Raw genomic sequence first — 24,559 nt, forward strand, 5'->3', positions numbered from 1 at the left:
GAGACCTGGGGTCGACCCACGAGGGGTCCTCACGGTGAGGCCGGTCGGATCTCGACACTGGCTGGCGTGGGCGGGACCGGCGGCGACGAGGGGGGTACCTCCGCCGCGCCGGACACGGCCGCCCGGTCGTGACCGCACTCCGTGTGGAGTTGGACACTCCCGTAGCGATACCGCCCGGGCTGTTACATAGCGACCAACCTACTCGCCCGTCAGGTGCATATCGTCCAGTTCTGCGTCATGTATCTAAATCGTGACAAATGATGACGAAGAACTCATTAATAGCCACTCAGCGACAAACTTCGCATTCATCGGATGACGGCGATGACCTGGGGATACCGTCCAGTAGCGCGGGCCCCACCATACGCCCTGATTTCAGGAGGATCAGCACGAAAGAGGGGAAGCTATGGCAAGTGCTATGCCCCGAGAGTGTCCGTCCGCATTGCGACGGCGGCTCCGCCACGGCGGGACCGACGCCCGGACCGCCGCCGTTCCGCTCCCTGCCACCGGGGAGACCGTCCGCGTTCGTCGCGGGGGCGGTCGGATCCAGCGGTAGGCACGCGACGTGGAGTGCACGGTGCGACGCCTGTGCCGGAAGTGGTAAGGGAGCGCGGACGGTGTGGGATCATCCACGTGGTGAGCGCGCGAGCAAACCCGGACACCGCGGGCGCCCGTGTGCTCGCCGTCCCGCCCGGAACTTCCGGCGGGGCACCCCCCTTCGTCTGGAGCAGCGATGACTCTGGAGTACATCCGCTACCGCATCAGCGCCCCCGAGCGCCGCGCCGCCTTCGAGCGGGCCTACACGGACGCGGCGGCCTGGTTGGACGCCTCGCCCTACTGCCTGGGCTACGACCTGTCCCACGGCGTCGAGGAGCCCGAGCGCTACGTGCTGCGCATCGAGTGGACCTCCCAGGAGGACCACGAGAAGGGCTTCCGCGGCGGCCCGCACTTCCCCCCGTTCCTGGAGTCGGTGCGTCCCTTCATCGGCGACATCGAGGAGATGCGCCACTACGCGCCGACCCCCGTCCACGGCAGTGCGGGGACCCCGCGTCAGGAGACGCTGTTCGAGGCGGTGGGCGGGGAGGACGCGCTGCGCCGGCTGTCCGGGACCTTCTACACGCTGGTCCTGGCGGATCCCGTGCTGGCCCCGGTCTTCACCGCCTTCACCCCCGAGCACCGCGAGCACGTGGCGGTGTGGCTGGCCGAGGTCTTCGGCGGTCCGGCGGACTTCACCGAGCGGCTCGGCGGACACCAGGCGCTGCTCCGCAGCCACCTGGGCCTGTCGATCACCGAGGAGCAGCGCGCCCGGTGGATGGAGCTGATGGACCAGGCCGTGCGGCGTGAACTGCCCGAGGACGCCCGCCTGCGGCGGACGGTGCTGGAGTACTTCGACTGGGGAACGCGGATCGCCCGCGGCGTGTCCCAGTCCCCGGCCGGGACGGATCTGGGTGACCCGGGCCCCACCCCCCGCTGGGGCTGGGACGGGGAGCGGGCCTAGGCACGGTCCTCCGGGAGGGAGGCGCTCCGCTCCCCGGGGGACCGTCCCGGGGGACGGAACGCCGTCGGCCCCGCGCTGGCGCGGCGGCTCATCGCCGTCCCCGGCGCCGGATCGGCCGTCCGTCCCCGCCGCCGGGCCGACACGCGGGGACGGGCCGGTCGCTCAGTCCCTCTGCGCGGGCGGCCAGGGACCCAGGTCCGGCGGCGCCGCGGCGGTCGTGGCCAGGGAGGCGTCGGTGTCGCGGCCGGCCATCCACGCCGCCAGGTCGCGCAGTGGCCCGGAGACCTCCACCGGATCGCCCTCCCCGAGGGAGCGCGTGTGGTCCTCGTCCGTGGCCCGCAGGACCAGCCGGACCCCCTCCGGGGCCCGGGCCGCCAGGAAGTCCAGGACGTGCAGGGCGAACGCCCGCGACCAGTCGCGCGGGCGGTATCCGACCGCGAGGTCGACGGCGTGGATCTCCGCCTCGCGCCACCGCGCCAGCGCGGTGTCCAGGACCGTGGCGGAGCGGAAGCGCACCGGTCGGCGCCAGTCCCGCGGGGTCAGCGACGCCCAGGTCTCCTCCAGGTCCCGCTGGGCCCCGCGCAGGTCCTCGCGCAGCGGCGCCGACGCACGGGAGGCGCCCCGTTCGATGGACAGGTCGCGACCCCGTTGACCGCCGTCGTAGACGTCGACGAGCTCGCCGCGCAGTGCGCACCGCGCCTGCCGGTCGAAGGCCCTGGCGTTGTCCGCGAGGTGCTGGACGACGTGGCCCCGCGTCCATCCCGGGAGGGCGGAGGGCCGGGCCATCCGCTCGTCGTCCAGGCCGTCGAGGAGGTCCAGCACCAGCGCGTGGGCCGCGGAGACGAGGCGGGTCAGGTCGTGGGGGGAGGGTGCGCGGTCGCTCATCCGAGCAGGCTAGCCCCTCCCGGCGTTCCGTGGCGACGGCGTCGCGAGGGTCCGCCGGGAGACGACCGCGGTCGGCGTGCGTGCCCGCCGCCTAGTCGATGCCGCGCTTGCGCAGCAGCTCCTCGATGTCGCCGAAGTCGGACAGGTCGTCGGCGGGCGCGGCCTTCTTCCCCGGGGCGGAGCCCACCTGGGGCGTGGTCCCCCCCGCTCCGGCGGCGGGCCGGCCGGAGCCCTTGGCGCCGCCCGCGGCCTTGGCGCCGTCCGCCGACGCGCCCTTTCCGGAGCGCGGCGCGGTGCCCACGCCCCGCGAGCGCATGACCCCGGAGGCGACGTACAGGACCACGGCCAGGCCCGACAGGACCACTCCGGCCCACACCAGCGGGCTGAACAGCAGCCCCGTCAGGACGCCCGCGACCCCGCGGACGAACTCCCAGACCACGCTCATCAGACCGAGCAGGGCCACGGCCAGGGGCACCAGCGACCAGGCCGTGGCGCGCACGCCCGTGGCGGCGCCCCTCCGGCGCCACAGGAGGAAGGAGACGATCAGCCCCAGCCCGGTGAGCACCGCGCCCACGGCCAGATCGGAGACAGGCAGGTTCTCGGGAAGCTCGAACATGTCGCCAGTCTCCCATCCGGCGCCGTCGCGCACATCAGGCCGATCCCTTAGGGACTTCCCCGGTCCGGCGCCCGCCCGGGGCTCCTGCCTCCACGCTACCCGCGTCCCTGGCGCGTACACCGGACCGCCGCCGATGGGCCCGGGGTCAGTCGGCCGCCTCCGGGGCCGGGCCGAGGCTCGCGATCAGCGCCGCGTGCATGTGCCTGCGCAGCAGGTCCGGCTGCTCGGCGTGCTCGACCCACGCCCAGTCGACGGGGCCCAGCGGCGGCTCGGGGTCGTACTCGATCACCAGCTGCGCCAGACGGGCCGCCTCCTCCCCCTCCAACTCGCGGACCAGGTGCAGCGCCATGTCGATACCGGCCGACACGCCCGCCGCGGTGAGGACGTCCCCGTCCCGGACCCAGCGCTCGGACACGGGCGTGGCGCCGAACCGGGACAGCGCGTCGAGGAGGCTCCAGTGCGTCGTGGCGCGGCGGCCCCGCAGCAGGCCCGCGGCGCCCAGGATCAGCGAACCGGTGCACACCGACGCCATGAGGTGGGCCGACTCCGCCGCCGTGCGCAGCCAGCCCAGCAGGTCCCGGTCCGCGCAGGCCGCGAAGGTACCGGCGACTCCCCCGGGGACGATCACGATGTCGGGGGCGGTGACCTGGTCGAACGTCGCCGTCGCCCGCAGCCCGACGGGGGCGTCGCTGTCCATGGCGGACAGGTCGCGGGCCACGGTCACGGTGCGCCAGTCCGAGCCGAGTCTCTCCAGGACGGAGGTCACGGTGAGGGGACCGACGAGGTCGAGCGCGGTGAGTTCGGGATAGAGCACGTACGCGATGGTCTTGGTCATGGCCCCAGCCTCGCCGGGCCCACGGCCTCCCGCAACGCTTCCCCGCCACTGTGTCAGGAAACGTGGGATGTCTGTCGTCCGGACACGGGACGCGACGCGCGGGCCCCCGTCGACCCGTCCGAGCGGGGACCGACGCCGACGGGGCCGCGACGCCCCCCGCGCCACGGCCCTGTCGGCGGGTGGGGTCAGCGGTCGGCGACCAGCGACTCCAGCCACTCCAGGTCCACGCCCACCAGCGAATCCCGGAAGACCACGCCCTCGCGCGGTGCGATCTCCACGTGGTTGGGCACGGCGACCGTCACACAGCCCGCCGACGCCGCGGAGGCCACACCCACCACGGAGTCCTCGAAGGCCACGCAGCGGCGGGGGTCCACGCCGAGCCGCCGGGCCGCGATGAGGTAGGGGTCGGGGTCGGGCTTGTTCGCGCCGACCTCGTCACCGGCCACGGAGTCGTCGAAGCTCTCCAGCCCGATCCCGCCGATCGCCGCGCCGACCAGCGCGCGCTCGGTGGAGGTCACCAGCGACACCGGGATTCCCGCGTCCGCCACCATCGAGACCAGCTGCTTGGCCCCCGGGCGCAGCTCGGCGCCGTCCTCCAGCTTGGCGCGGAACTTCACGTAGAGGCGGTCGGCGACCTCGCGCGGCGTCAGGTCCGCCCCGGTCAGCTCCACGATGTACCGGCCCACGGGCTCGGCCGCGTTGCCGACGTTGCGCTCGTGGTCCTCCTCGCTCCACACGCCGCCCAGCTCCGCGACGAGCTCGGCCTCGGACTCCCCCCACAGGTGCTCGCTCTCGATGAGCGTGCCGTCCATGTCCAACAGCACCGCCTGCAGGCGGCGCTCCCCGGCCGTCCGGCCGCCCGTCGTCCTCGGTTCAGTCATGCGCTCGGTGGCGCGGTCCCGCCCTCGGCGGACCTCCGCCACGCTCTCCCCTCTCGTGTCGTTCGGGCGCCCCCGGATCCGTGCGCCCACGGGCCGCCCAGGGTCCCACGGGCGTGGCCGCCTGCGGGGGCCCGGGACGTGAAGTGCGACTGTCCGCACCGCGAACACTCGGATCGGCCCCGCGCACGGACCCGGCCCCTCCCGGGGCGGGGAGGCGGACACACGCCCTGCTCACGGGGACGGGGCCGGGCACGGAACGCCGACGGCGCCGGGCGGCCGGATCCGGTCAGACGTTGAAGTAGGTCGCCTCCGGGTGGTGGATGACGATCGCGTCGGTGGCCTGCTCGGGGACGAGCTGGAACTCCTCCGACAGCGTGACCCCCACGCGCTCCGGCTCCAGCAGCCGCATGATCTTGGCCCGGTCCTCCAGGTTGGGGCAGGCCCCGTACCCGAGGGAGAACCGCGCGCCGCGGTAGCCGAGCTTGAAGAAGGCCTCCAGCTCGGCCGGGTCCTCGCCCGCGAAGCCCAGTTCGGCCCGGACCCGCGTGTGCCAGTACTCGGCGAGCGCCTCGGTCAGCTGGACCGACAGCCCGTGCAGTTCGAGGTAGTCGCGGTAGGCGTTCTTCTCGAACAGGGCGGCGGTGGCCCGGCTGATCGCCGAACCCACGGTCACGACCTGGAAGGACACCACGTCCAGCTCCCCCGACTCCTTGGGCCGGAAGAAGTCGGCCAGGCACAGGTGGCGGTCGCGGCGCTGGCGCGGGAACGTGAAGCGCGTGCGCTCGGCCCGGCCGTCCTCGTCCAGCACCACGAGGTCGTCGCCCTCGCTGTAGCAGGGGAAGTGCCCGTGCACGACCGCCGCCTCCAGCAGGCCGTCGGTCTGGATGCGGTCCAGCCACATCCGCATCCGCGGGCGGCCCTCGGTCTCGACCAGTTCCTCGTAGGTGGGGCCGTCGCCGCCCCGGGAGGGCTTGAGCCCCCACTGGCCCATGAACGTGGCGCGCTCGTCGAGGAAGGCGGCGTAGTCGGCCAGCGGGATGCCCTTGCTGATCCGGTCGCCGAAGAACGGCGGCGTCGGCACCCGGTTGTCGGTGGCCACGTCGCTGCGCGCGGGCATGTCCTCGGGCTCGGTCACCTTGAGCACGGCGCCCCGGCGCACCCTGCGCTGGCGCAGGGCGGGCAGCTCGGCGCCCTCCTCGCCGCGCTTGACGGCCATGAAGCTGTCCATCAGGCGCAGCCCCTCGAAGGCGTCCTTGGCGTAGCGGACCTCGCCGTCGTACATCTCCGCCAGGTCCTGCTCCACGTAGGAGCGGGTGAGCGCCGCGCCGCCCAGCAGCACGGGGAAGCGCTCGGACAGACCCCGGGAGTTCATCTCCTCGAGGTTCTCCTTCATGATCACCGTGGACTTGACCAGGAGCCCGGACATGCCGATGACGTCGGCGCGCTCGCGCTCGGCCGCCTCCAGGATCGCCGAGACCGGCTGCTTGATGCCGATGTTGACGACGTCGTAGCCGTTGTTGGACAGGATGATGTCGACGAGGTTCTTGCCGATGTCGTGGACGTCGCCCTTGACGGTGGCCAGGACGATGCGGCCCTTGCCGTCGTCGTCGGTCCTGTCCATGTGCGGTTCGAGGTAGGCGACCGCGCTCTTCATCACCTCGGCGGACTTGAGGACGAACGGCAGCTGCATCTGGCCGGAGCCGAACAGCTCGCCGACGGTCTTCATCCCCTCCAGGAGGGTGTCGTTGACGATCGCCAGCGCGGGCTTCTCCGCCAGCGCCGTGTCCAGGTCGGCCTCGATCCCGGTGAGCTCGCCGTCGACGATCCGCCGCTCCAGGCGCTCCCACAGCGGCAGGGCGGCCAGCTCCTCGGCGCGCGAGGCCCTCATGGACTTGGCGTCCACGCCCTCGAACATGTCGATGAACCGCGCCAGCGGGTCGTAGTCGCCGGAGCGCCGGTCGTAGACGAGGTCGAGGGCGACCTCGCGCTGCTCGTCGGGGATCTGGTTGATCGGCACGATCTTGGAGGCGTGCACGATCGCCGAGTCCAGTCCCGCCTCGACCGCCTCGTGCAGGAACACCGAGTTCAGCACGATGCGGGCGGCCGGGTTGACGCCGAACGACAGGTTGGACAGTCCGAGCGTGGTCTGCACGTCGGGGTAGCGGCGCTTGAGCTCCCGGATGGCGTCGAGCGTCTCGATGCCGTCGCGGCGCGTTTCCTCCTGCCCGGTGGTGATGGGGAAGGTGAGGCAGTCGATGATGATGTCGCCGGTCCTCAGGCCCCACTCGCCGGTGATCTGCTCGATCAGGCGGGTGGCCACGCGCAGCTTCCACTCGGCGGTGCGTGCCTGGCCCTCCTCGTCGATGCACAGCCCGACCACGGCCGCCCCGTGCTCCCCGACCAGCTCCATGATCCGGGTGAAGCGCGAGTCGGGGCCGTCGCCGTCCTCGTAGTTGACCGAGTTGATCACCGCGCGACCGCCCAGGGCCTCCAGCCCGGCCTCCAGGACCGCGGGCTCGGTGGAGTCGAGCATGATCGGCAGGGTGGAGGAGGTCGCGAAGCGCGAGGCCAGTTCACGCATGTCGCGCACGCCGTCGCGGCCCACGTAGTCGATGTTGAGGTCGAGCAGGTGGGCGCCGTCGCGGATCTGGTCGCGCGCCATCTCCACGCAGTCGTCCCAGCGCTCCTCCAGCATGGCGGTGCGGAACTTCTTGGAGCCGTTGGCGTTGGTGCGCTCGCCGACCGCGAGGTAGCTGGCGTCCTGGCGGAAGGGCACGCTCTGGTAGATCGAGGACGCGGCGGCCTCGACCACGGGCCTGCGGTCCCTGATCCCGCGGCCCTGGACGCGCTCGACCACCTGGCGCAGGTGCTCGGGTGTGGTGCCGCAGCAGCCGCCGACCATGCTCAGGCCGAACTCGGAGGTGAACGTCTCGTGGGCGTCGGCCAGCTCGGCCGGCGTGAGCGGGTAGACCGCGCCGTTCGCGCCGAGCTGGGGCAGGCCCGCGTTGGGCATGCAGGAGATCGGGATGGGCGAGTGGTGCGACAGGTAGCGCAGGTGCTCGCTCATCTCGGCGGGGCCGGTGGCGCAGTTGAGGCCGATGACGTCGATACCGAGCGGCGCCAGCGAGGTCAGCGCGGCGCCGATCTCCGATCCGACGAGCATGGTGCCGGTGGTCTCGATGGTGACCTGGGCGATGATCGGGATGTCGCTGCCCAGGGCCTTGCGGGCACGCTGGGCGGCGACCACGGCGGCCTTGACCTGGAGCAGGTCCTGGCAGGTCTCGATGAGGATGGCGTCGGCGCCGCCGTCGATGAGGCCGCGGTGGCACTGCTCGTAGTGGTCGCGCAGGAGGGCGTAGGGGGCGTGGCCCAGGGTGGGCAGCTTGGTTCCGGGGCCGACCGACCCGAGGACGTAGCGGGGGTGGTCGGCGGTCGAGTAGGCGTCAGCGGCCTGGCGGGCGACGCGGGCTCCCGCCTCCGCGATCTCGTAGGCGCGGTCCTCGATGCCGTACTCGGCCAGACCGCCGTAGTTCGCGGAGAAGGTGTTGGTCTCGACGCAGTCCGACCCCACGGCGAGGAAGGCGGCGTGGGTGTCGTGGACGATGTCGGGACGGGTGACGTTGAGGATGTCGTTGCAGCCCTCGTGGCCCTCGAACTGGTCGAGGTCGAGATCGTGCGCCTGGAGCATGGTGCCCATCGCTCCGTCCGCGACGATGACACGCTGGGACAGTGCTTCACGGAAGGTCAGGCGAGCTCTCATCAATCCGCAACTCTAGTCTTGGGCGCGCTGGGCGGGCCCATGCCGACCTGCGCGGAGCGCGGTGCTGGGCCGACCCTCGGCGCGGTCGGGTCGGGCGCCTGGGGGACGGCTCTGTCCACGGCAGTCGCTGGCTGCGAGGCTACCCCATCAGGCGTTTCGCCATGTGAGACGTGCGTTCCACGATATGCGCACGAGGCCCGCTCCGCACGGGTTCAATCAGACGGAATTCCGTTCGTTTCCAGACCGTTCGCACCAGTGATCCACCTGTGGAGCGGGGGCTCGGGCGGTCCGGGCCCAGGCGGAATCCCGGTTTCCAGGCCGGGGTGGCACCCCATAGGGTGGACTCCGTCCGCGCGCAGGAAGGGGCCGCCAATGATCAAGCTCACCCGGGAGCTTGTCGATCCGATCATGGTGGCGGCGTTCGAGGGCTGGAACGACGCCGGGGAGGCCGCCACCCTCGCCGTCGAGCACCTGTCGAGGGAGTGGGACTCCCGCGAGCTGTGCGCGCTCACCCCGGACGACTACTACGATTTCCAGGTCACCCGGCCGCGCATGTCCGTGGTCGACGGTCTGGTCGGCAAGGTCGAGTGGCCCACCACACGTGTGGCGCTGGCCACCCCGCCCGGCGCCAAGCGCGACGTGGTCCTGGTGACCGGCCCCGAGCCGAACATGCGGTGGCGTTCGTACACGGCCGACCTGCTGGCGATCGCGCGGCAGCTGGGCGTGGAGCGCGCGGTGATGCTGGGTTCGCTGCTGGCCGACGCGCCGCACACCCGGCCGATCCCGGTGACCGGCATCGCCTCGCCGGTGGAGCTGGGTGAGGGGCACGGCCTGGAGCCGACCACCTACTCGGGCCCGACCGGCATCGTGGGCGTGGCGCACGAGACGTTCAGCGAGGTCGGGATCGAGACGGTGTCGCTGTGGGCGGCCATCCCCCACTACGTGGCGCAGCCGCCGTGCCCGAAGGCGACGCTGGCGCTGCTGGGATGGGTGGAGGAGTTCCTCGGGGTGTCGGTGCCGCTGGGCGACCTGCCCGAGGAGGCGGTGTCGTGGGAGTCCAACGTCAACGAGCTCACCGCCGAGGACGAGGACATCTCCGCCTACGTGCGCGGCCTGGAGGAGGCCAAGGACACCGCCGAGCTGCCGGAGGCGTCCGGCGACGCGATCGCCCGCGAGTTCGAGCGCTATCTCCGCCGCCGCGAGGACGGCTGACCCCGGACGGCGCGGGACCGTGCGGCGGACGCGCCCCGCGCGACCGCCGACTCCCCGCCGCGTCGGAGCGGCGCGCCGGCCTCAGGACGGCACCGGTGGCCGCAAGCCCCGCAGCAGCAGGTCGACCATGCGCCGCGGGTCGTAGTCGGGGTCGCTGTCGCTCCCGATGCAGAGGTTGCCGATGCCGCGCATCAGTTCGTAGGCCTGCGTTCCGGGCCTGATCTCGCCCGCGTCGACCGCCGCGTCGAGCAACCGCTCGCAGACCGGCACCAGGCGGTCGAGGAAGTAGGCGTGCAGCGTGTCGAAGCCGCCGCTGTCCGATCCCATCGCGTGGGCGAGTCCGTGCTTCGTCACCAGGAAGTCGACGAAGAGGTCCACCCACTCCCGTAGGGCCGTGAACGGGGACTCGGCTCCGTCCTGCAGGGTCGGGCCCGCCTCGGCGCACGCCTCGACCTGGTGGCGGTAGACGGCGACGACCAGGTCCGCCCGCGTCGGGAAGTGGCGGTAGATCGTCCCCATGCCGACGCCCGCGCTGGCCGCGATCTCACGGATGGGCGCGTCGACGCCGGAGTCCACGAACACCGCGGCGGCCGCGTCCAGCAGCTTGCGCTCGTTGCGCCGCGCGTCGGCCCGTTTGGCCCTGGCCGGCGCCTCGCCGGACCGATGCGCACTGGTCACCGCGCTCTCCCTCCGACTGTCACCGACAGAACAGAACAGTACCCCCTTGACAACCGGAGCACCGTTCCGCATAGTAAGTGGAACACCGCTCCGTTTCCTGCGGAGCCGGTGCCTCTGCCCGCCCCGCCCGGCGCCGGTCCCCCGTGACCTGTGTCGGAGGCCCCCGAAGGGAAGACGCCTCATGCGTGAACCGGCCCCCGCCGCCGACCTCCTCGGCCCGCCCGCTCCCGTCCTCTCGGTCAGCCCGGTGACGTTGCCGTCACCCGGTCGACCCGTGGACCTGGAGCTGCGGGTCTCCGCGCCCGTGGCCGGGGACGGCCTGCCGGTCGTCCTCCTCTCGCACGGTCACGGCCACTCGAACCACCTCTCCTCCCTCAACGGCTACGGCCCCCTCGCCGACTACTGGGCGGCGCACGGATTCGCGGTCGTCCAGCCCACCCACCTGAGCTCCGCGACGCTGAACCGCGTCCTGGACCCCGACCACCCCGAGGCTCCGCTGTACTGGCGGTCGCGGGCGGAGGACATGACGCGCGTCCTCAACCGGCTCGACGCCGTCGAGGCCGCCGTGCCGCAGCTCCGCGGGCGCCTGGACCACGACAAGGTCGCCGTCGCCGGGCACTCGATGGGCGGGCACACCGCGAGCCTGCTTCTGGGCGCGCGGCTCACCGATCCCCACGACGGCACGGAGGTGAACCTGGCCGATCCGCGTATCAGCGCCGGGGTGCTGCTCGCCGCGCCCGGCAGGGGCGGCGACGCCGTCACCCCGTTCGTGGCCGAGAACTACTCCTTCTTCCTGACCATGGACTTCTCCCGGATGACGACGCCCGCGCTCGTCGTCCACGGGGACAAGGACGGTTCGCCGCACCTGACGGTGCGGGGCCCGGAGTGGCACACCGATCCGTACGTCCTCTCACCGGGCCGCAAGTCCCTGCTCACCCTGTTCGGCGGGGAACACGGGCTGGGCGGGGTCTCCGGATACGACGCCGCCGAGACCACGGACGAGAGCCCCGAGCGTGTGGCGGCCGTCCAGCGGCTCACCTCGGCCTACCTGCGTTCGGAGCTCTTCCCCGGTGACCCCGCCTGGCAGGCGGAGCGTGACGCGCTGGCGGCCGACCCCCACCCGCAGGGACGCGTCGAGTCCAAGGGGGCCGATACCGAGTAGGTCTGCTGACGCGGGACTAGCATCGGCGGCATGGAGTTCAGCGACGTACCTCTCCGGCCGAGAACGCCCGGACCGGTCTCCGTGGAACGCGTGATGGCGGACCTTCCGCTGTTCGCGCCCGTCGGCAGGGCGGACTCGGGCCGCCTGGGAGACGTGGGGTTCAGCCCGCTCCAGGACCACGTGCTGGAGTGCACCGCGCACTACTCCGCCGCCGAGGTCGGGGAGTCCGGTCTGGAGGTGACGACGCGGCGGTGGCCGGACGTGGACTGGCCGCCGCTCCGCGACCACGTGCGGCGCTTCGGGTCAGGACACGACTTCCTCCAGCGGCGGGCCGAGGGGGACACGGACGCCGAGCCCCGCGTCCACGCCCTGGGGGCGTCGTGGTCGCGGGCACGGATCGGGATCGACGGTGCGCCCTACGACTGCGACGTCCTCCATTCGCCCTACGCGTGGGCGGTCGTCGCCATGGTCGAGCCCCACTTCGTCGTCCGGGTGGCCGCGCTGCGGGCCCTGGACGCGCCCCCGGCTCTGGAGCGGCTGCGCCACGCGAGCGAGATCGCGCCCCCGCCGCGCGGCGGGTAGTGCGGGGCCGGACGGGGACGCCGTGCTCACCAGGGGCATGATGGTGACATGACGTACCGTTCGGACGGACCCGGCATCAGCGGCGCCGGAACGTTCCTCTACGACCGGGACTGCGGCTTCTGCCAGCGCGCGGTGGCCTTCGGACGCGACCGCGTGCGCACCCGCGCCGCGTTCGTCGCCTGGCAGGAGTTCGACCTGGCCGCCGTCGGCCTCACACCGGAGCAGGCCGACCGGGAGGCGTGGTTCGTCTACCCCGACGGTCGCCGCTTCGCGGGCGGGGACGCGGTGGCCGAGGTTCTGATCCACGGCCGGTTCCCCGCGCGCCCCCTGGGCCGGGCGCTCCGGCTGCCGCTGGTGCGGGCACTCAACCGCGCCCTCTACCGGTGGGTGGCCGCCAACCGCTACCGGCTGCCCGGCGGGACCGCCGCCTGCGCGATCGACGGGGGCTGAGGGCGGGCGGGAGCCGCGGACGGAGACTCCGCGCAGGTGGTGTCGGTCCGGGCGGGTCTGGCCCCGGCTGGTGTCGGGGGCGTAGGACCCGGACGTCCGCTGGGCGTTCGGGCGGCCTGAGCCGGGAATCCCCGCGGCTTCCATGGCGGGAAGGGTGATGAGCATCCCCTTCCCTTCAGGGAGGGAAGCAGTCACACGCGGAGGTCGCGCCACTCCCCCGTGGCCAGGACGGCCGCCCACGCGCCCGCGATCCGTGCCAGCCCACGGCGCACCTCGTCGACCACGGCGGGGGCCAGGGGTGCGGCGGTGTCCGCCTCGGGCAGCAGCCGCACGGTGACCCGCAGGCCGTCGAGCACACGCTGACCGCGCGCCATCACGTCGGGGTCGGCTCCACCGTCCCCGTCGCCCCGGGTGATGACGGCGCGGATGGCGGCGCGCAGCGTCAGGGCCTCGTCCAGGTCGCTGAGGGTGATCGGGATGGCCCCGTCGGTGGCCAGTCGGTGCTCCCGGAGGAAGCGCGCGAGATCGGCACGGTCGGACAGCGCCTCGCCGGAGGTGACGAAGTCGGTGACGAGTCGTGCGGCGGTGCTGAGCGTGGGGGTGGTCATGGTGACCATTGCATCACGCTCCGCCCGCGGATTCCGGCGAACGCCGAGGATCACCGGTCACGATTCCATGCACCATCACGACATCCGGCCCGCTCGGGGACAGACCGCTCATCCCTCGGCCAGAGCCCGACGTTCCTCGCGGTCCTCCGCCCCGGCGCGCTCGTCCAGTTCCCGCTCCAGGGTCGACCGGACGGGGCCGCCGAAGGCCCCGGGGCGCACGGAGAACCACGACTCGATCTCCTCCCCCCGCAGGAGCGCCGACACCAGCTCCCGGGTCGCGGCGGCGTCGCCCCGCACGGCCGGGGCCAGCGCGGCACAGGCCCGGATGGCCGGGTCGGCGTGGGTGAGGTAGGCCGCGGTGTCGTGGCCGTTCCTCCCCAGAGCGAGGACGATGGCGGCCCCCTCGTCCCGGGTCCCCGCCAGATCCATCGCCCCGGACAGGTCCGGCTCCAGACCGGCCAGGAACGCGAACTCACCCGCGGCCTCCACCGCACGCTGGCGGACGTGCCGGTCGGCATCGGTCAGGTAGGGGCGCACGGCGTCGTACAGCTCGGGCGCGGCCACGCGCATGTCGAGCACCGCGCGCCACCCCACCGCCGTGTACGCCGCCTCCATCGCGTCGGCGTCCACGGCCGCGTCCTCGTCGGCGACCGCACGCACCAGGTCCTCGACGGCGTCCTCGCCGACCTCGGCCGCCGCCCCGAGCTCGCCCGCGCACTCGTTCGCGGACGCGGCACGCGCGGCGGCGCCCAGGAACTCCAGGAGCACCCCGCGCAGCGTCCTCGGCCAGGGCCCCTCCCAAGGCGGCACCGTGTCCGCGACCGGGTGGTCGAGCAGACCGGTGACGAACTGGACGGCGGGCACCGTCGCGGGGTGCACTCCGCCCCCGCCGAGGACGGAGTCGTACAGGTAGTCCAGCGCACGGCGCCACCCCGTCTCGTCCCAGTCGAGCAGCGGAGCGAGCGCCTCTGGCGCGTCCGTGGCGATTCCGCGGGCGTGGAGGAGCCGGGACCAGTCGGTGCTGTGGAGTACGTCAGTTCCTGTACGCATGCCCGGATTGTGGCACCCGGTGCCGACGGTCCACGGGCGTGGCGACCCCGGACAGGGCGTGCTGCCTGCGTACACTCGTCCCGCCGGACCCGCGCAGTACGTAGGAAGGCCCGACGTTCATGACGATCTCCGAGCCGCCGAGGTCACCGCTCCAGCGCGTCGCCTTCCGAGCGCCGATCTGGCTGTACCGACTCGGTCTCGGGCCGCTGATGGGCCGCCGCCTCGTCCTGCTCACGCACAGGGGGCGCACCAGCGGTGAGCCCCGGCAGGCGGTGCTGGAGGTCGTGGGACGCAACGACAGCACCGGGGCGGTCCTGGTCGCCGCCGCCTACGGCCGGCGCGCCCAGTGGTTCCGCAACATCCAGGCCGAACCCCGGGTGCTGTTCCAGGTGGGCGGCCACAGGTTCCGGGGCACGGCCGCGCCCCTGCCGCCCGAGGACTCCGGCCGGGCGCTGGCCCACTACGCGGAGCTCCACCCGGGCACGGCCAGAGCGCTCATGAAGGCGCTGGGGCGCGAGGTCGGCGAGGAGCCGGAGGACTACGCGCGGGTGGGGTCGGACCCGGTGAACGGCATCCCGGTCGTCCGGCTCCTCCCCGAGCGCGCCCCCGGCACCCAGTACCCCGACTTCAGCGCCCCCTGATGAGGCGGCGGGGCCGGGGTCCGTTCGGATGCGCTGCTCTCCTACGATTGGACGGACGTTGCCGGGCCGGCGAGGGCGGTGAGCGGGATTGGGGCGGGTTCCCGACTGGTTCTGGGAGGTCGTGGACGCGACGAGACCTCGACTGTCCGCTCTGGAGGCATGGTTGGAGTCACAGTCCAGGCAGATGCTCGAAGGGTTCGCGCTGGCCTACCTGGATGCGGCCGACGCACTGATCGACGTCTCGGAAGGCGTGATCGTCGACGACGTGGTCTGGTCCGAGGACGACACCGAGGATCTGTGCGTGTGGGTGGTCGGCCAGGGCCGCGGGTTCTGGTCCTCGGTGGTCACGGGCGAGCGGGAACTGGCGGAGGCCGCGCTGGCGTTCTCGGGGCGGGGGTCGCCGCTCAGCGGGGAGGTGACCCGGTGGGACCACGAGGTCTCGGCCCCGGAGCACCGGGGTTACCAGTCCCCGGACGCCATCGTCTACGGCGTCTACCGAACGCGTTTCGCGGAGGACCTGTACGAGCGGCTCTCGGAGAGATGACCCGTCGTCCGCGTTGGTTCCCAGACGACCCGGCGGGGCTCCTGGAGGATCGGCGGTCGTCGGGGCCGGCCGCCCGCCAGGAGCCCGCACATGCTTCCACGCCGCCCGACCGGCTGCCCCAGTGAGCATCACGGGAAGGCGTGCGGCTGTGTGCCCCGCCGCCTCGACCGAGGGACAGCCGCTCCACACACCTCCCTGTGACAGGTTCTCAGTCAGGCTCTGGGAGCCCAGGGCTCAGCCTTCGGCCAGGGCGCGCAAGGCCTCCCGGTCCGTGGGCAGATCCAGGCCGCCGAGAAGGAGTGAGACGCTGCTGAACGTCCCCGGCCAGAGGCCGTCGTTGGCGACCAGGGCGGCCAGGTAGGCGCGCTGGACGTCGGAGAGGCCACCGGTCCGCGCGCCGCCGTCCTCGCGTCGGGGGAAGGCGAGTCGCAGCAGCGGACCGCAGTCGATCTCGGCGGAGTGGAGGAAGGCGTGTGCGGCCAGCGCGCGGAACACGGGGAGCAGGCGTCCGGCGTCCGCGGGCTCCGAGCGGTCCGCGAGGGTGGAGACGAGGGTGTACCGCCCGCGGAAGCAGGCGAGGTCCGTGGTGAACCACCGCTCCGGCTCCTCGGGGTCGGCCAGCGCCGCGACCAGTTCGCGCGTCGCGGCGGGGTCCCCGCTCCGGGCGGGCGCGAGCGCGGCGCACGCCCGGATCGCCGGATCGTGGTGGGTGAGGTACTCCGAGGTGTCGTGTCCGAGCTCCCCGAGCGCCAGCACGACCGCGGCCGTCTCGTCCCTGCCGCGCGCCGAGGCGACGGACCCGGACAGATCCACGTCCAGACGCCCCAGGCGCGCGATCGCCGAGGCGGCCTCCACCGCGCGCAGGCGCGTGGCCGAGTCGCCGTGGGCGAGGAGCGGACGCGCCGCCTCCAGCAGGGCGGGCGCGGCGGCGCGCAGGTCGGCGAGCGCCTGCCACGTCATGGCCTCCAGCGCGGGGTCCTCCCAGACCTCGTCGTCGTCGGCGCGCATCGCGGCCAGGATCTCCCGGCGCTCGGCCTCCGGCAGTTCGGCGAGCTCGGCCAGTTCGGCGTCGCTCTCGTCGGTGGCCGCTGATTCCGCCACCTCCCGGAGGGTGTCCAGCAGCGCGACCCGCCACCGCTCGGCGTCGTCGCCCCCGGCGGGGACCCACCGCCCGCGGACGAGATCGTCCAGCAGCGCCGCCACGAACAGCGTGCCGGGCGGGGTCGCGGGGTAGACGCTGCCCTGGTGGAGGATCGCGCTGTGGAAGTAGTACATGCCCGTCGACAACGCGTCCGGATCCTCCCGCAGGAGGGCCGAGAGCCCCTCGGGGGCGTCGGCGGCGGATCCGTAGGCATGGAAGGTCTGGTCCCAGTCCGTGGTGCGGAGGATGTCCGGTGCTGTCAGCATGACCGAAGGATGCCAGGAGCGACCGACGGCCGGCCGACCGGGAACGGGGACGATCGGCTACAGCGCCACGCCCAACAGCGTGTCGACCGTGGTGCGTGCCAGACCCGGGGCGGAGGTGTCGGCGCCGCCCTCACGCAGGGCGCGCTCGGCCCAGGCGTCCACCGCGGCCAGGGCCTTCGGTGAGTCCAGGTCCTCGGCCAGGGCGGCGCGCACGGCGGCCAGCAGCGGGGCGGCGTCGGGCGCCGACCCCAGGGCGGTGGCCGCGCGCCAGCGCCTCACCCGCTCGCAGGCGACCGGGAGTTCGGCGTCGGTCCACTCCCAGGGGGAACGGTAGTGGTGGGCGAGCATGGCCACGCGGATGACGGCCGGTTCGACGGCCTGCTCGCGCAGCTTGGACACGAACACCAGGTTGCCCAGGGACTTGGACATCTTCTCGCCGTCCAGTCCGACCATGCCCACGTGCAGGTGGTTGTGGGCGTTGGGGCCGCCCGTGGCGCATCGCGTCTCGGCCGCGCCCATCTCGTGGTGCGGGAAGATCAGGTCGCTGCCGCCGCCGTTGAGGTCGAAGGCCGGGCCGAGCCGGTCCAGGGCGATGGCGCTGCACTCGATGTGCCAGCCGGGGCGGCCGCGGCCGAGCGGGCTGTCCCAGGCGGGCTCTCCGGGGCGTTCGGCGCGCCACAGGAGCCAGTCCAGCGGGTTCTTCTTGCCCTCGCGCCGGGGGTCGCCGCCGCGCTGCCCGAACAGGTCGAGCATCTCCTCGTGGCTCAGGTGGCTGATGCCGCCGAAGCCCTGGGCCTCGTCGGCGGAGAAGTACAGGTCGCCGTCGAGCTCGTAGGCGGCGCCGGTGTCGCGGATGCGCGCGGCCAGGTCGCTGATCAGGTCGACCGACTCCACGACGCCCACGTAGGAGGTCGGGGGGATGATCCGCAGGGCGGCCATGTCGTCGCGGAACACGTCGATCTCGCGGTGGGCGAGGTCGCGCCAGTCGACGCCGATCGCCTCGGCCCGCTCCAGGAGGGGGTCGTCGATGTCCGTGGTGTTCTGCACGTAGTCGACATCGTGTCCGGCGTCCCGCCAGACCCGGTTGACCAGGTCGAAGGTCAGGTAGGTGAAGGCGTGGCCGAGGTGCGCGGCGTCGTAGGGGGTGATGCCGCAGGCGTACATCCCGGCGCGCGGCCCCGGGGCCGTCGTCCGCAGCTGGCCGGTGGCGGTGTCGTGGACACGGAGCGGACCGCCGGTACCCGGCAGGGGGACGATGTCAGGCGCAGACCATGAACGCATACCCGGAAGACTATCCGGACACCCGTGTGCCAAACGCCCCCGCGAGGGTGGGATCTCCGGGTGATGATCCCCCCAGGAAGGGTGGGAATAGGAGACCGCCGAACGCGGTTCGGGGACCCGCCCGGGCGGGGATGACCACAGGATTCAGCGGTGGGTCTTCCCCGGCTCACCGGTCGCTCGCCCACGGACCGTCCCGTCAGTCCGTCCGCGGTGTCGTGGAGGCCAGCACCCGATCGATGAGGTCGTCGACCACCGCGGCGCTCGCCGCCTTGCCCTCGAACGTGACCAGCGTGAACACCGCCCCGGTGAGCAGCGCCAGCGCGGGCTCGACGTCGCGCTGCGAGAGGTGGGACGCGAGTACGGCGCGCATCGCGCTGGTCCCGGTCTCGTACAGGCGGGTGCGCAGCCCGGCGACGACCTCGCTGTCGGGGGCGTGCTCGACGACCCCCGCCAGGAGGCGATCCAGACGGCGGTGGGTGAGGTCGTGCGCGAAGTCCTCCAGCGCGACGCGCAGGTCCGTGCGCAGGTCGCCCGTGGGCGCCGGGTGGTCGGCCGCATCGCAGATCTGCTCGATCGACGCGCTGATCAGGTCGAGCCGGGCGGGCCAGTGGGCGTAGACCGTGGCCTTGGAGTAGCCGGCGCGGCGCGCGACCGCGGCGTGCGTCACCGCGTCCCAGCCCTCTTCGAGTAGCAGCGCGCTCGTTGCGTCCACGACGTCGCGCCGCGTCCGGGCGATGCGCGGATCCAGCGATCCCGTTCGGCTCGTCATGGCCACGATCCTATGAGTTATTGAACCCTGTTGACAATGTTGAACTCGTAGTTCAATACTGTCTTCCATGACCAAGAATGACGGGCGCACCGACGCGCCGACGGCGGCCGCACCGCCCCGCGACATGAAGATCTTCCAGCTCCCCACCGGCACCTACGAGACCCCGGCCGCCCTGGCCTTCCAGGGAGGACGGTTCCGCGACCGCAGGCACTTCGCCGCCACGGCGGTCCTGGTCCAGCACCCCCGCGGCGACGTGCTCATCGACGCGGGCTTCGGCGCACACGCCCAGGAGCACATCCGCATGCTGCCGCGGTTCCGACGCTCACCGCACACGCTCGGCGCGACCGCGAGCGAGCAGATGGACACGGCCGGCTATGACCGCGGCCGACTGCTCGGCGTGCTCCTGACCCACTCCCACTGGGACCACGTCAGCGGCTTGGACTCGCTCGACGTGCCGATCCTGGTGCCCCGGGAGGAGCTGGCATACGCCGAGCGCAGCCGCGGGGACCGCGTGTTCCAGCGGGTCGCCGCAGAGCACGAACGGCGCGTCTACGGCTTCGACGGCCCCGCCCACCGGGGCTTCGACGCCAGCCACGACCTCCACGGGGACGGCTCGGTCGTGATCGTGCCGGCGCCCGGCCACACCACCGGATCGGTCGTGGTCTTCGTGACCCTGGGCCCGGACCGCCGCTTCGCCTTCATCGGAGACCTGGCCTGGCAGCTCGACGGCATCACGTGCGGCGCGCAGCGCCCCCTCCTCATGCGGATGCTCGCCGACAGCGACCCCGCCCAGATCCGCAGGGACCTGGACCGGGTGAGCGCCCTGGCGCAGCACATGCGGATCGTGCCCGCCCATGACACGCGCGGCTACGGCGACATCCCCCTCCTCGTTCCGGGGCCCGGCGCCGACGAGGCGCCGTGAGCGGGCACACGGAGGGGACCGCGGCCTCCACGGCACGCGCGCGCGCCGGACGCGCCCGCTACGCGCTCAACTTCGGCGTCGACGAGGAGACCGCCGAACGGCTCATGACCCAGCGGGCCGGGGCCCAGTACACCGCCGAGGCCTACGAGGCCGCCGGCGGCCCCGGCTGGCAGGGCCAGGCCCTCACCGACCGCGATCGCAGCATCGCCGTCATCGCGGCCCTGGTCGCCTCGCACGTCATCGACGAACGCCTGGACGTCTACCTGGGCCTGGCACGCCGCAACGGCGTCGACGAGGCGGGCCTCACCCAGCTCATGATCCTGCTCACCGCCTACCTCGGCCAGCCCTACCCCTCCGCCGCGATGCGCCTGGTACGGGGCGATCACACGCGGGGACACGACCCGCACGCATGACACCGCCGCCGCGGCGGCGGTCGGCGAATCCCAGGTCGGAGGGGCGGGGGTGGAGCGGGCCTCGGAGATGACCCGGGCGGGCGACGCGGGCCTCCGGCCGGGGGGTGGAGTGACCGCCGGCGATCGGCTGATCAGGCCGGACACGGGGGTCCGAACCGGGTCAGGCCGGGGTGAGGACGCAGAACTCGTTGCCCTCGGGGTCGGCCAGCACCACCCACGGCACGTCGCCCTGGCCGATGTCGATGTCGGTGGCGCCGAACGCCCTCAGCCGTGCCGCCTCCTCCGCCTGATCGTCACCGGGGTACGGCCGGAGGTCGAGATGGACGCGGTTCTTCACGGTCTTCGCGTCGGGGGTGCGGAGGAAGCTGAGATACGGGCCGACGCCCTCGGCTGAGCGCATGACCGCGTGGTCGTCGGTCACCTCGTGCAGGGTCCAGTCCATCGCCTCGTCCCAGAACCGGGCCATCGCCCGAGGATCGACGCAGTCGACCGTCACCGCGGCGATCGGCCCGGTGTCCCGGTAGGCCTCCCGGGGCTCCAGCACGCGGAACTCGTTGCCCTCGGGGTCGGCCAGGGCCACCCACGGCGCGTCGCCCCGACCCACGTCGGCGGGCGTCGCTCCGAGCTCCGTCAGACGTGCGACCAGCTCCGTCTGATGAGCCGCGGAAGCGGTGGCGAGGTCGATGCGGACACGGTTCCGCACCGTCTTGGGTTCCGGCACGGCGACGATGTCGAGGCAGACGGCGACGGGGTCCGGATAGACGAAGCCCTCGGGTTCCAGGTTGGTCACGCCGGGTCCCTCGCTGGAGAGACCCCAGTCGAGCGCCTTCGCCCAGAACCCGCCGAGCGCGGCGTGGTCCAGGGCACTCATGTGAATCTGTACAAGCCGAGTCGCCATGGTGCCGATACTATGCCCGCGCGGATCGAGGATCCTGGCAGTCCGAGGTCTCAGCAGGTCCGGACCGGTGGGCCGGTTCGTTCGCTCAGCGACGTCAGCGGCTGGCGCGTACCGAGGTCAGGAGCACGGCCCACTCACGGGCGGGCACACTGAGGTGCCCCCGTTCCCGGTTCTGGGTGTCGCGGACGTCCGCGCCGTTGGCGTGCTCCCGCACCTCGACACACTGACCGCCGTTCTGCGAGTAGCTCGCCGTGTGCCACTCGTTACTCATCACTGATCTCCTTCAGTCTCCGAAGGGTGTCGTCTGCGGGAAGAGCACTACCGAGCGCGGCGCGCGCGAGATCCTGCAACCGCTGAACACCGGGGGCTTCGTTCACGAGGATAGTCCCGTTCGTGTGCTCGGAAGTCGCTACACGGGAGCCGTCCCGAAGGCGGTAGATCTGGAACGGAGACGTCACCCCGGCGAGAATGCTCCCGCTGGGAACCATATGGACACGTACCCTGTCCGATTCGACCAGGTCGAGAAGATGCGCCGCTTGCTCCTTCCTTGCCCGGATAGGGACTCCGGTCAGACCGGTCTCCGGGAAGGTCGCGAAGACCCGAACGCCGGTTCCCAGACGCGAGAGCTGAGAGCACCGCACCTTCACGAGCTCATCGATGACGTGCATCGAATCAGACGGACGCCCCTCGGATAGGGCGTAACGCGCGTACGCCGGTGTTTCCAGGAGCGCAGGCACCAACACGGGCGTGACGACCTCGATAATCACCGCCTGTTGCGACAGCTGTTCATCGTCACGCAACCACGGGGGAACACCGTCCGTCCGTGTCACCTCCTTCAGGATGCGCAGCAGACCACCCCTCGCCTCGAAGAAATCATCCAGTTTCTTCGCTGTTTCCTCATCTGGAGTGGTTCGCCCATTTTCCCAGTTAGAAGCTGCCGAAGGGACGTAGCCAACGACAGAAGCGACCTGAGCCTGAGTGAGATTGCGCTGTTTTCGCAGCCTACGCAACTCCCTCTGAAAGTCATTCATGTGACACAGCATGACACGATCTCAACACAGCCCAGGAGTATCGCAACAGAGACAAACTCCTGCCCTGGTGTCATCCGGCCGTTAGGCGAACGCTGGAACCATGAACGGCACCGAACGCGGCGAGAACCGCGATGCAGAGAACTGGCGAAACCACGCCACACCGGACACCCGAATCACGACGCCGGGGAAATCCGATCCCTTCCCCGAAGCGCGGGACGCCTTCATGACCCGACGCGGGCTCGCCTTCACCCTGGAATGGCGGCGCTTCCCCTGGACGCGGGGGTGGGACGTGGAACGCGCGCTGGTCGGCCCGTCCTACCTGGGCAACGTCGCCCTCGGCCTCAAGGAGGGCCGGTCCTGGGGATGGCAGGACCGCGACGGCACCTGGAGGTACGTGCGGCGCGACCGCCTGGACCTCCTCGTGGAACAGGTGGTCGAGACGCGCGCGGGCTTCGTCCCTCCGCTCCCCCGCAGGAACACCGCGTAGCGAGAGAGCCGGCTCAGCGGTCGGGGGCCAGGTCCTCCTGGCGCGTGCGGGCGATCAGCACGGCGCTCAGCACGGCCGACCCCGCGCAGGCACCGGCCAGCAGCACCCCGCCCAGCCGCCAGTGCAGCAGCGCCCCGCTCACCGAGACCACATAGAGCAGCCAGTACGCGATGCTCTCGAACCGCCCGCCCCGTCCGTCCCGCATCGCCGCTCCCTGAACCCGACCGCGCGCTCGCGCGCGTGGGACGACACCCGAGCCGTCTCCCAGAGAGACGCCTCGGTCACGCAGAGGGTTTACCGGGGGCGATGCGCGGAAGCGCGGTATGGGTCACAGCGACGGGCGCGCCCCGCCGGGGTGGCGGGGCGAGGGCGCGGCTACGGCCCGAAGGCTCAGGCGTGGGCCGCCAGCTCCAGCTCCAGCAGCTCCAGGTCGGCGGTCACCTCGTCCAGGGCGGGGTCGCCCGCCTCGGCGAACTCGGCGAGGTCGGCACGGGCCGCGCGGAGTCTGCGACGGACCGAGCGCGCCTCGCGGCCGTCGTGTCCGCCGAGCGCGGTGGCGCGCAGGTCGCCGGTGCCGGTGACGACGCCGGTCGGCGTGCGCAGAGCCCATTCCCAGCCCGGGGCGGCGATGGACCGGGTGGCGTGCAGGAGGACCCCCACCTGGTCGCCGCGGTCGCCGAGTACGCGCGTCCACCGGCCCACGAGCTGGGCGGGGTCGTGGTGCGGGGTCAGGGCGTGGGGGCGGGGGAGGTCGTGGGCGGGGCTGGCGTTCATCAGTGTTCCTTCCGGGTCTGGATCGCGAACAGGGCCGGAAGGGCACGCCTGACGCGTCCCTCGTCCCCGGTCACCGAGAACACGGTCCTGGACACCGCTTATGACGCGGTTTCGGAGTGTTTTTCCTACCCCGATCGCGATGACTGCCCACAGACTCTGCCAATCCGTGACGACACGGAGGCCCGCGGCGCCCCGCGCCGCCCGTCCCGGCCGAACGGCGCGGGGGATCAGAGGTCGATCGGCCGCCAGGCGTCCGCGTCGGCCGGGGTGTCGGTGAAGGCGTACCGGAGGGTCTCCCCGTCGGCGGCCAGCAGGGTCACCGACCCGGTGGCCCACACCTGCCCGCCGCCGAGCTCGGCGTGCGCGATCAGGCCCGAGGGGTCGCCGGAGTCGTCGGCGCCCGCCGAGCGCGGCGTGTCGTGGGCGGCCGCGGTGATCAGGTCCGGCCAGCGTCCCCAGACGTCGGGCACGCGGGCCAGGTCGGCCAGCCGCTCGGAGTCGGGCCGGGTGCGCGCGAACTCGGGGGTGTGGCGCAGCGCGCGGGGGTCGACCGGGTCGAGACCGGTGTTGACGATCACGCTCACACCGACGGGGAGCGGCCGGGCGTCCAACCGCGCGCCGTCCCAGCTGTGCAGCATGGCCCGGCGGGCGTCGGCGTCCAGGAGGTGGAAGGGGGCGTACCGGCTCAGGTCCAGTCCGTCGAGCGGGTCCGGTCCGGGTGCGGCGAGGGCGTGCAGGGGAAGGTCGCCCCGACTGGCCGGGTAGGCGCCCTCCCACGGCATCCGGCCGTCCCAGGGCCACCCGTTGAGCAGCGCCGCCACGCGCGGTCGCGCCGGATCCACGGCCAGCCACGTGCCGCCCGCCAACCGGTCGCGGCCCCCGACCAGCGCGGGGTGGTCCGGCCAGTGGCGGCCGGGCCAGTCCCAGGGCCGGTCCCTCATCTCGTCGCGGATCGCGGCGACGACCAGGGGTGTGTCCGCTCCGGGGTCGAATCCGACGATCACAGTACACATGGCGGCCTTCCCGACGTGTCCCTCGACGGTGTCCCCGTTCATACAACAGCACACCCCCGACCGCTATTGCGGCCGGGGGTGGTGACCCCACCGGAAGTCGGGTGCTCGCCTGAGTGAGGACGCGCCCCGGTTCTTCTAGTCTTGGTCTGGCTCCGGCCGTGACGC

27 protein-coding genes are annotated in these 24,559 nt (G+C 72.6%); 10 read left to right on the forward strand and 17 right to left on the reverse strand.

Going from position 1 to position 24,559, the window contains the following annotated elements; all coding sequences use genetic code 11:
* Positions 1-730 precede the first annotated feature (730 nt).
* Positions 731-1,495 carry a group II truncated hemoglobin gene (locus ACIBFB_RS10490; protein WP_397228542.1) on the forward strand — a complete coding sequence of 255 codons (765 nt, stop codon included), beginning with the start codon at positions 731-733 and terminating at the stop codon, positions 1,493-1,495.
* A 162-nt stretch (positions 1,496-1,657) separates the two neighbouring features.
* Here the strand turns inward: ACIBFB_RS10490 and ACIBFB_RS10495 are convergent, their stop codons facing one another.
* The 5 genes from ACIBFB_RS10495 to metH form a co-directional block, all read right to left on the reverse strand.
* The gene (locus tag ACIBFB_RS10495; protein ID WP_397228544.1) at positions 1,658-2,380 is read right to left on the reverse strand and encodes a maleylpyruvate isomerase family mycothiol-dependent enzyme; all 723 of its coding nucleotides are present in this window, start codon (positions 2,378-2,380) and stop codon (positions 1,658-1,660) included.
* A 91-nt stretch (positions 2,381-2,471) separates the two neighbouring features.
* Positions 2,472-2,996 (reverse strand): cellulose synthase, encoded by a 525-nt coding sequence (locus ACIBFB_RS10500; protein WP_397228546.1) that lies wholly within the window; start codon positions 2,994-2,996, stop codon positions 2,472-2,474.
* A gap of 145 nt (positions 2,997-3,141) precedes the next feature.
* On the reverse strand, positions 3,142-3,831 hold the full coding sequence (locus ACIBFB_RS10505; RefSeq protein WP_397228548.1) for a DJ-1/PfpI family protein: 690 nt from the start codon (positions 3,829-3,831) through the stop codon (positions 3,142-3,144).
* Between the two features lie 185 nt (positions 3,832-4,016).
* The gene (locus ACIBFB_RS10510) at positions 4,017-4,712 is read right to left on the reverse strand and encodes an HAD family hydrolase (protein WP_397228551.1); all 696 of its coding nucleotides are present in this window, start codon (positions 4,710-4,712) and stop codon (positions 4,017-4,019) included.
* Between the two features lie 286 nt (positions 4,713-4,998).
* Positions 4,999-8,472: a methionine synthase gene (gene metH, locus ACIBFB_RS10515; protein ID WP_397228553.1), complete on the reverse strand. Its 3,474-nt coding sequence runs from the start codon at positions 8,470-8,472 to the stop codon at positions 4,999-5,001.
* A 372-nt stretch (positions 8,473-8,844) separates the two neighbouring features.
* Here metH and ACIBFB_RS10520 point away from each other — a divergent pair, with 372 nt between their 5' ends.
* The gene (locus tag ACIBFB_RS10520) at positions 8,845-9,684 is read left to right on the forward strand and encodes a PAC2 family protein (protein WP_397228555.1); all 840 of its coding nucleotides are present in this window, start codon (positions 8,845-8,847) and stop codon (positions 9,682-9,684) included.
* An 81-nt stretch (positions 9,685-9,765) separates the two neighbouring features.
* Here ACIBFB_RS10520 and ACIBFB_RS10525 read toward each other — a convergent pair whose 3' ends face one another.
* On the reverse strand, positions 9,766-10,362 hold the full coding sequence (locus ACIBFB_RS10525; protein ID WP_397228557.1) for a TetR/AcrR family transcriptional regulator: 597 nt from the start codon (positions 10,360-10,362) through the stop codon (positions 9,766-9,768).
* Between the two features lie 181 nt (positions 10,363-10,543).
* Between ACIBFB_RS10525 and ACIBFB_RS10530 the strand changes: the two genes are divergently transcribed.
* From ACIBFB_RS10530 to ACIBFB_RS10540, 3 genes are read left to right on the forward strand one after another with little or no spacing between them, the layout of a single operon-like run.
* The gene (locus ACIBFB_RS10530) at positions 10,544-11,524 is read left to right on the forward strand and encodes an alpha/beta hydrolase family protein (protein ID WP_397228559.1); all 981 of its coding nucleotides are present in this window, start codon (positions 10,544-10,546) and stop codon (positions 11,522-11,524) included.
* Positions 11,525-11,554: 30 nt separating this feature from the next.
* Positions 11,555-12,106: a hypothetical protein gene (locus tag ACIBFB_RS10535; protein ID WP_397228561.1), complete on the forward strand. Its 552-nt coding sequence runs from the start codon at positions 11,555-11,557 to the stop codon at positions 12,104-12,106.
* A 48-nt stretch (positions 12,107-12,154) separates the two neighbouring features.
* Entirely contained in the window at positions 12,155-12,556 is a 402-nt protein-coding gene (locus ACIBFB_RS10540; RefSeq protein WP_397228563.1) for a thiol-disulfide oxidoreductase DCC family protein, read from the forward strand.
* Positions 12,557-12,747: 191 nt separating this feature from the next.
* On the opposite strand, the gene ACIBFB_RS10545 is transcribed toward ACIBFB_RS10540, so the two are convergent.
* Positions 12,748-13,164: an ABATE domain-containing protein gene (locus ACIBFB_RS10545; protein WP_397228565.1), complete on the reverse strand. Its 417-nt coding sequence runs from the start codon at positions 13,162-13,164 to the stop codon at positions 12,748-12,750.
* Positions 13,165-13,272: 108 nt separating this feature from the next.
* A complete protein-coding gene (locus ACIBFB_RS10550; RefSeq protein ID WP_397228567.1) occupies positions 13,273-14,214 on the reverse strand; it encodes a hypothetical protein in 942 nt (313 codons plus the stop codon).
* A gap of 119 nt (positions 14,215-14,333) precedes the next feature.
* Here ACIBFB_RS10550 and ACIBFB_RS10555 point away from each other — a divergent pair, with 119 nt between their 5' ends.
* Both ACIBFB_RS10555 and ACIBFB_RS10560 read left to right on the forward strand, forming a co-directional pair.
* Positions 14,334-14,855: a nitroreductase family deazaflavin-dependent oxidoreductase gene (locus tag ACIBFB_RS10555; protein WP_397228569.1), complete on the forward strand. Its 522-nt coding sequence runs from the start codon at positions 14,334-14,336 to the stop codon at positions 14,853-14,855.
* Positions 14,856-15,018: 163 nt separating this feature from the next.
* Positions 15,019-15,399, forward strand: a complete 381-nt coding sequence (locus ACIBFB_RS10560; RefSeq protein WP_397228571.1) for a hypothetical protein — start codon at positions 15,019-15,021, stop codon at positions 15,397-15,399.
* A 234-nt stretch (positions 15,400-15,633) separates the two neighbouring features.
* On the opposite strand, the gene ACIBFB_RS10565 is transcribed toward ACIBFB_RS10560, so the two are convergent.
* The 3 genes from ACIBFB_RS10565 to ACIBFB_RS10575 form a co-directional block, all read right to left on the reverse strand.
* A complete protein-coding gene (locus ACIBFB_RS10565) occupies positions 15,634-16,806 on the reverse strand; it encodes a HEAT repeat domain-containing protein (protein ID WP_397228573.1) in 1,173 nt (390 codons plus the stop codon).
* Between the two features lie 57 nt (positions 16,807-16,863).
* Positions 16,864-18,087, reverse strand: coding sequence for a cysteine--1-D-myo-inosityl 2-amino-2-deoxy-alpha-D-glucopyranoside ligase (gene mshC, locus ACIBFB_RS10570; RefSeq protein ID WP_397228575.1), 1,224 nt, complete (start codon positions 18,085-18,087; stop codon positions 16,864-16,866).
* 196 nt (positions 18,088-18,283) lie between these two features.
* Positions 18,284-18,856, reverse strand: coding sequence for a TetR/AcrR family transcriptional regulator (locus ACIBFB_RS10575; RefSeq protein WP_397228577.1), 573 nt, complete (start codon positions 18,854-18,856; stop codon positions 18,284-18,286).
* A gap of 67 nt (positions 18,857-18,923) precedes the next feature.
* Between ACIBFB_RS10575 and ACIBFB_RS10580 the strand changes: the two genes are divergently transcribed.
* Both ACIBFB_RS10580 and ACIBFB_RS10585 read left to right on the forward strand, forming a co-directional pair.
* The gene (locus ACIBFB_RS10580) at positions 18,924-19,778 is read left to right on the forward strand and encodes an MBL fold metallo-hydrolase (protein ID WP_397228579.1); all 855 of its coding nucleotides are present in this window, start codon (positions 18,924-18,926) and stop codon (positions 19,776-19,778) included.
* Positions 19,775-20,191, forward strand: a complete 417-nt coding sequence (locus tag ACIBFB_RS10585) for a carboxymuconolactone decarboxylase family protein (RefSeq protein WP_397228581.1) — start codon at positions 19,775-19,777, stop codon at positions 20,189-20,191. The genes ACIBFB_RS10580 and ACIBFB_RS10585 overlap by 4 nt, the downstream gene beginning before the upstream one ends.
* Positions 20,192-20,351: 160 nt before the next feature.
* Here the strand turns inward: ACIBFB_RS10585 and ACIBFB_RS10590 are convergent, their stop codons facing one another.
* From ACIBFB_RS10590 to ACIBFB_RS10600, 3 genes are all read right to left on the reverse strand, one after another.
* On the reverse strand, positions 20,352-21,062 hold the full coding sequence (locus ACIBFB_RS10590; RefSeq protein WP_397228583.1) for a VOC family protein: 711 nt from the start codon (positions 21,060-21,062) through the stop codon (positions 20,352-20,354).
* Positions 21,063-21,183: 121 nt separating this feature from the next.
* Positions 21,184-21,360: a DUF397 domain-containing protein gene (locus ACIBFB_RS10595; protein WP_397228585.1), complete on the reverse strand. Its 177-nt coding sequence runs from the start codon at positions 21,358-21,360 to the stop codon at positions 21,184-21,186.
* Positions 21,353-22,120, reverse strand: a complete 768-nt coding sequence (locus ACIBFB_RS10600; RefSeq protein WP_397228587.1) for a Scr1 family TA system antitoxin-like transcriptional regulator — start codon at positions 22,118-22,120, stop codon at positions 21,353-21,355. The genes ACIBFB_RS10595 and ACIBFB_RS10600 overlap by 8 nt, the downstream gene beginning before the upstream one ends.
* Before the next feature lie 223 nt (positions 22,121-22,343).
* Between ACIBFB_RS10600 and ACIBFB_RS10605 the strand changes: the two genes are divergently transcribed.
* A complete protein-coding gene (locus ACIBFB_RS10605) occupies positions 22,344-22,607 on the forward strand; it encodes a hypothetical protein (RefSeq protein WP_397228589.1) in 264 nt (87 codons plus the stop codon).
* 13 nt (positions 22,608-22,620) lie between these two features.
* On the opposite strand, the gene ACIBFB_RS10610 is transcribed toward ACIBFB_RS10605, so the two are convergent.
* The 3 genes from ACIBFB_RS10610 to ACIBFB_RS10620 form a co-directional block, all read right to left on the reverse strand.
* On the reverse strand, positions 22,621-22,812 hold the full coding sequence (locus tag ACIBFB_RS10610; protein ID WP_397228591.1) for a hypothetical protein: 192 nt from the start codon (positions 22,810-22,812) through the stop codon (positions 22,621-22,623).
* A gap of 185 nt (positions 22,813-22,997) precedes the next feature.
* A complete protein-coding gene (locus ACIBFB_RS10615) occupies positions 22,998-23,381 on the reverse strand; it encodes a hypothetical protein (RefSeq protein WP_397228593.1) in 384 nt (127 codons plus the stop codon).
* A 227-nt stretch (positions 23,382-23,608) separates the two neighbouring features.
* Positions 23,609-24,394 carry an NRDE family protein gene (locus ACIBFB_RS10620; RefSeq protein WP_397229237.1) on the reverse strand — a complete coding sequence of 262 codons (786 nt, stop codon included), beginning with the start codon at positions 24,392-24,394 and terminating at the stop codon, positions 23,609-23,611.
* Positions 24,395-24,559: the final 165 nt, after the last annotated feature.

This window comes from Nocardiopsis sp. NPDC050513 (assembly GCF_044457925.1).
GTDB lineage: Bacteria > Actinomycetota > Actinomycetes > Streptosporangiales > Streptosporangiaceae > Nocardiopsis.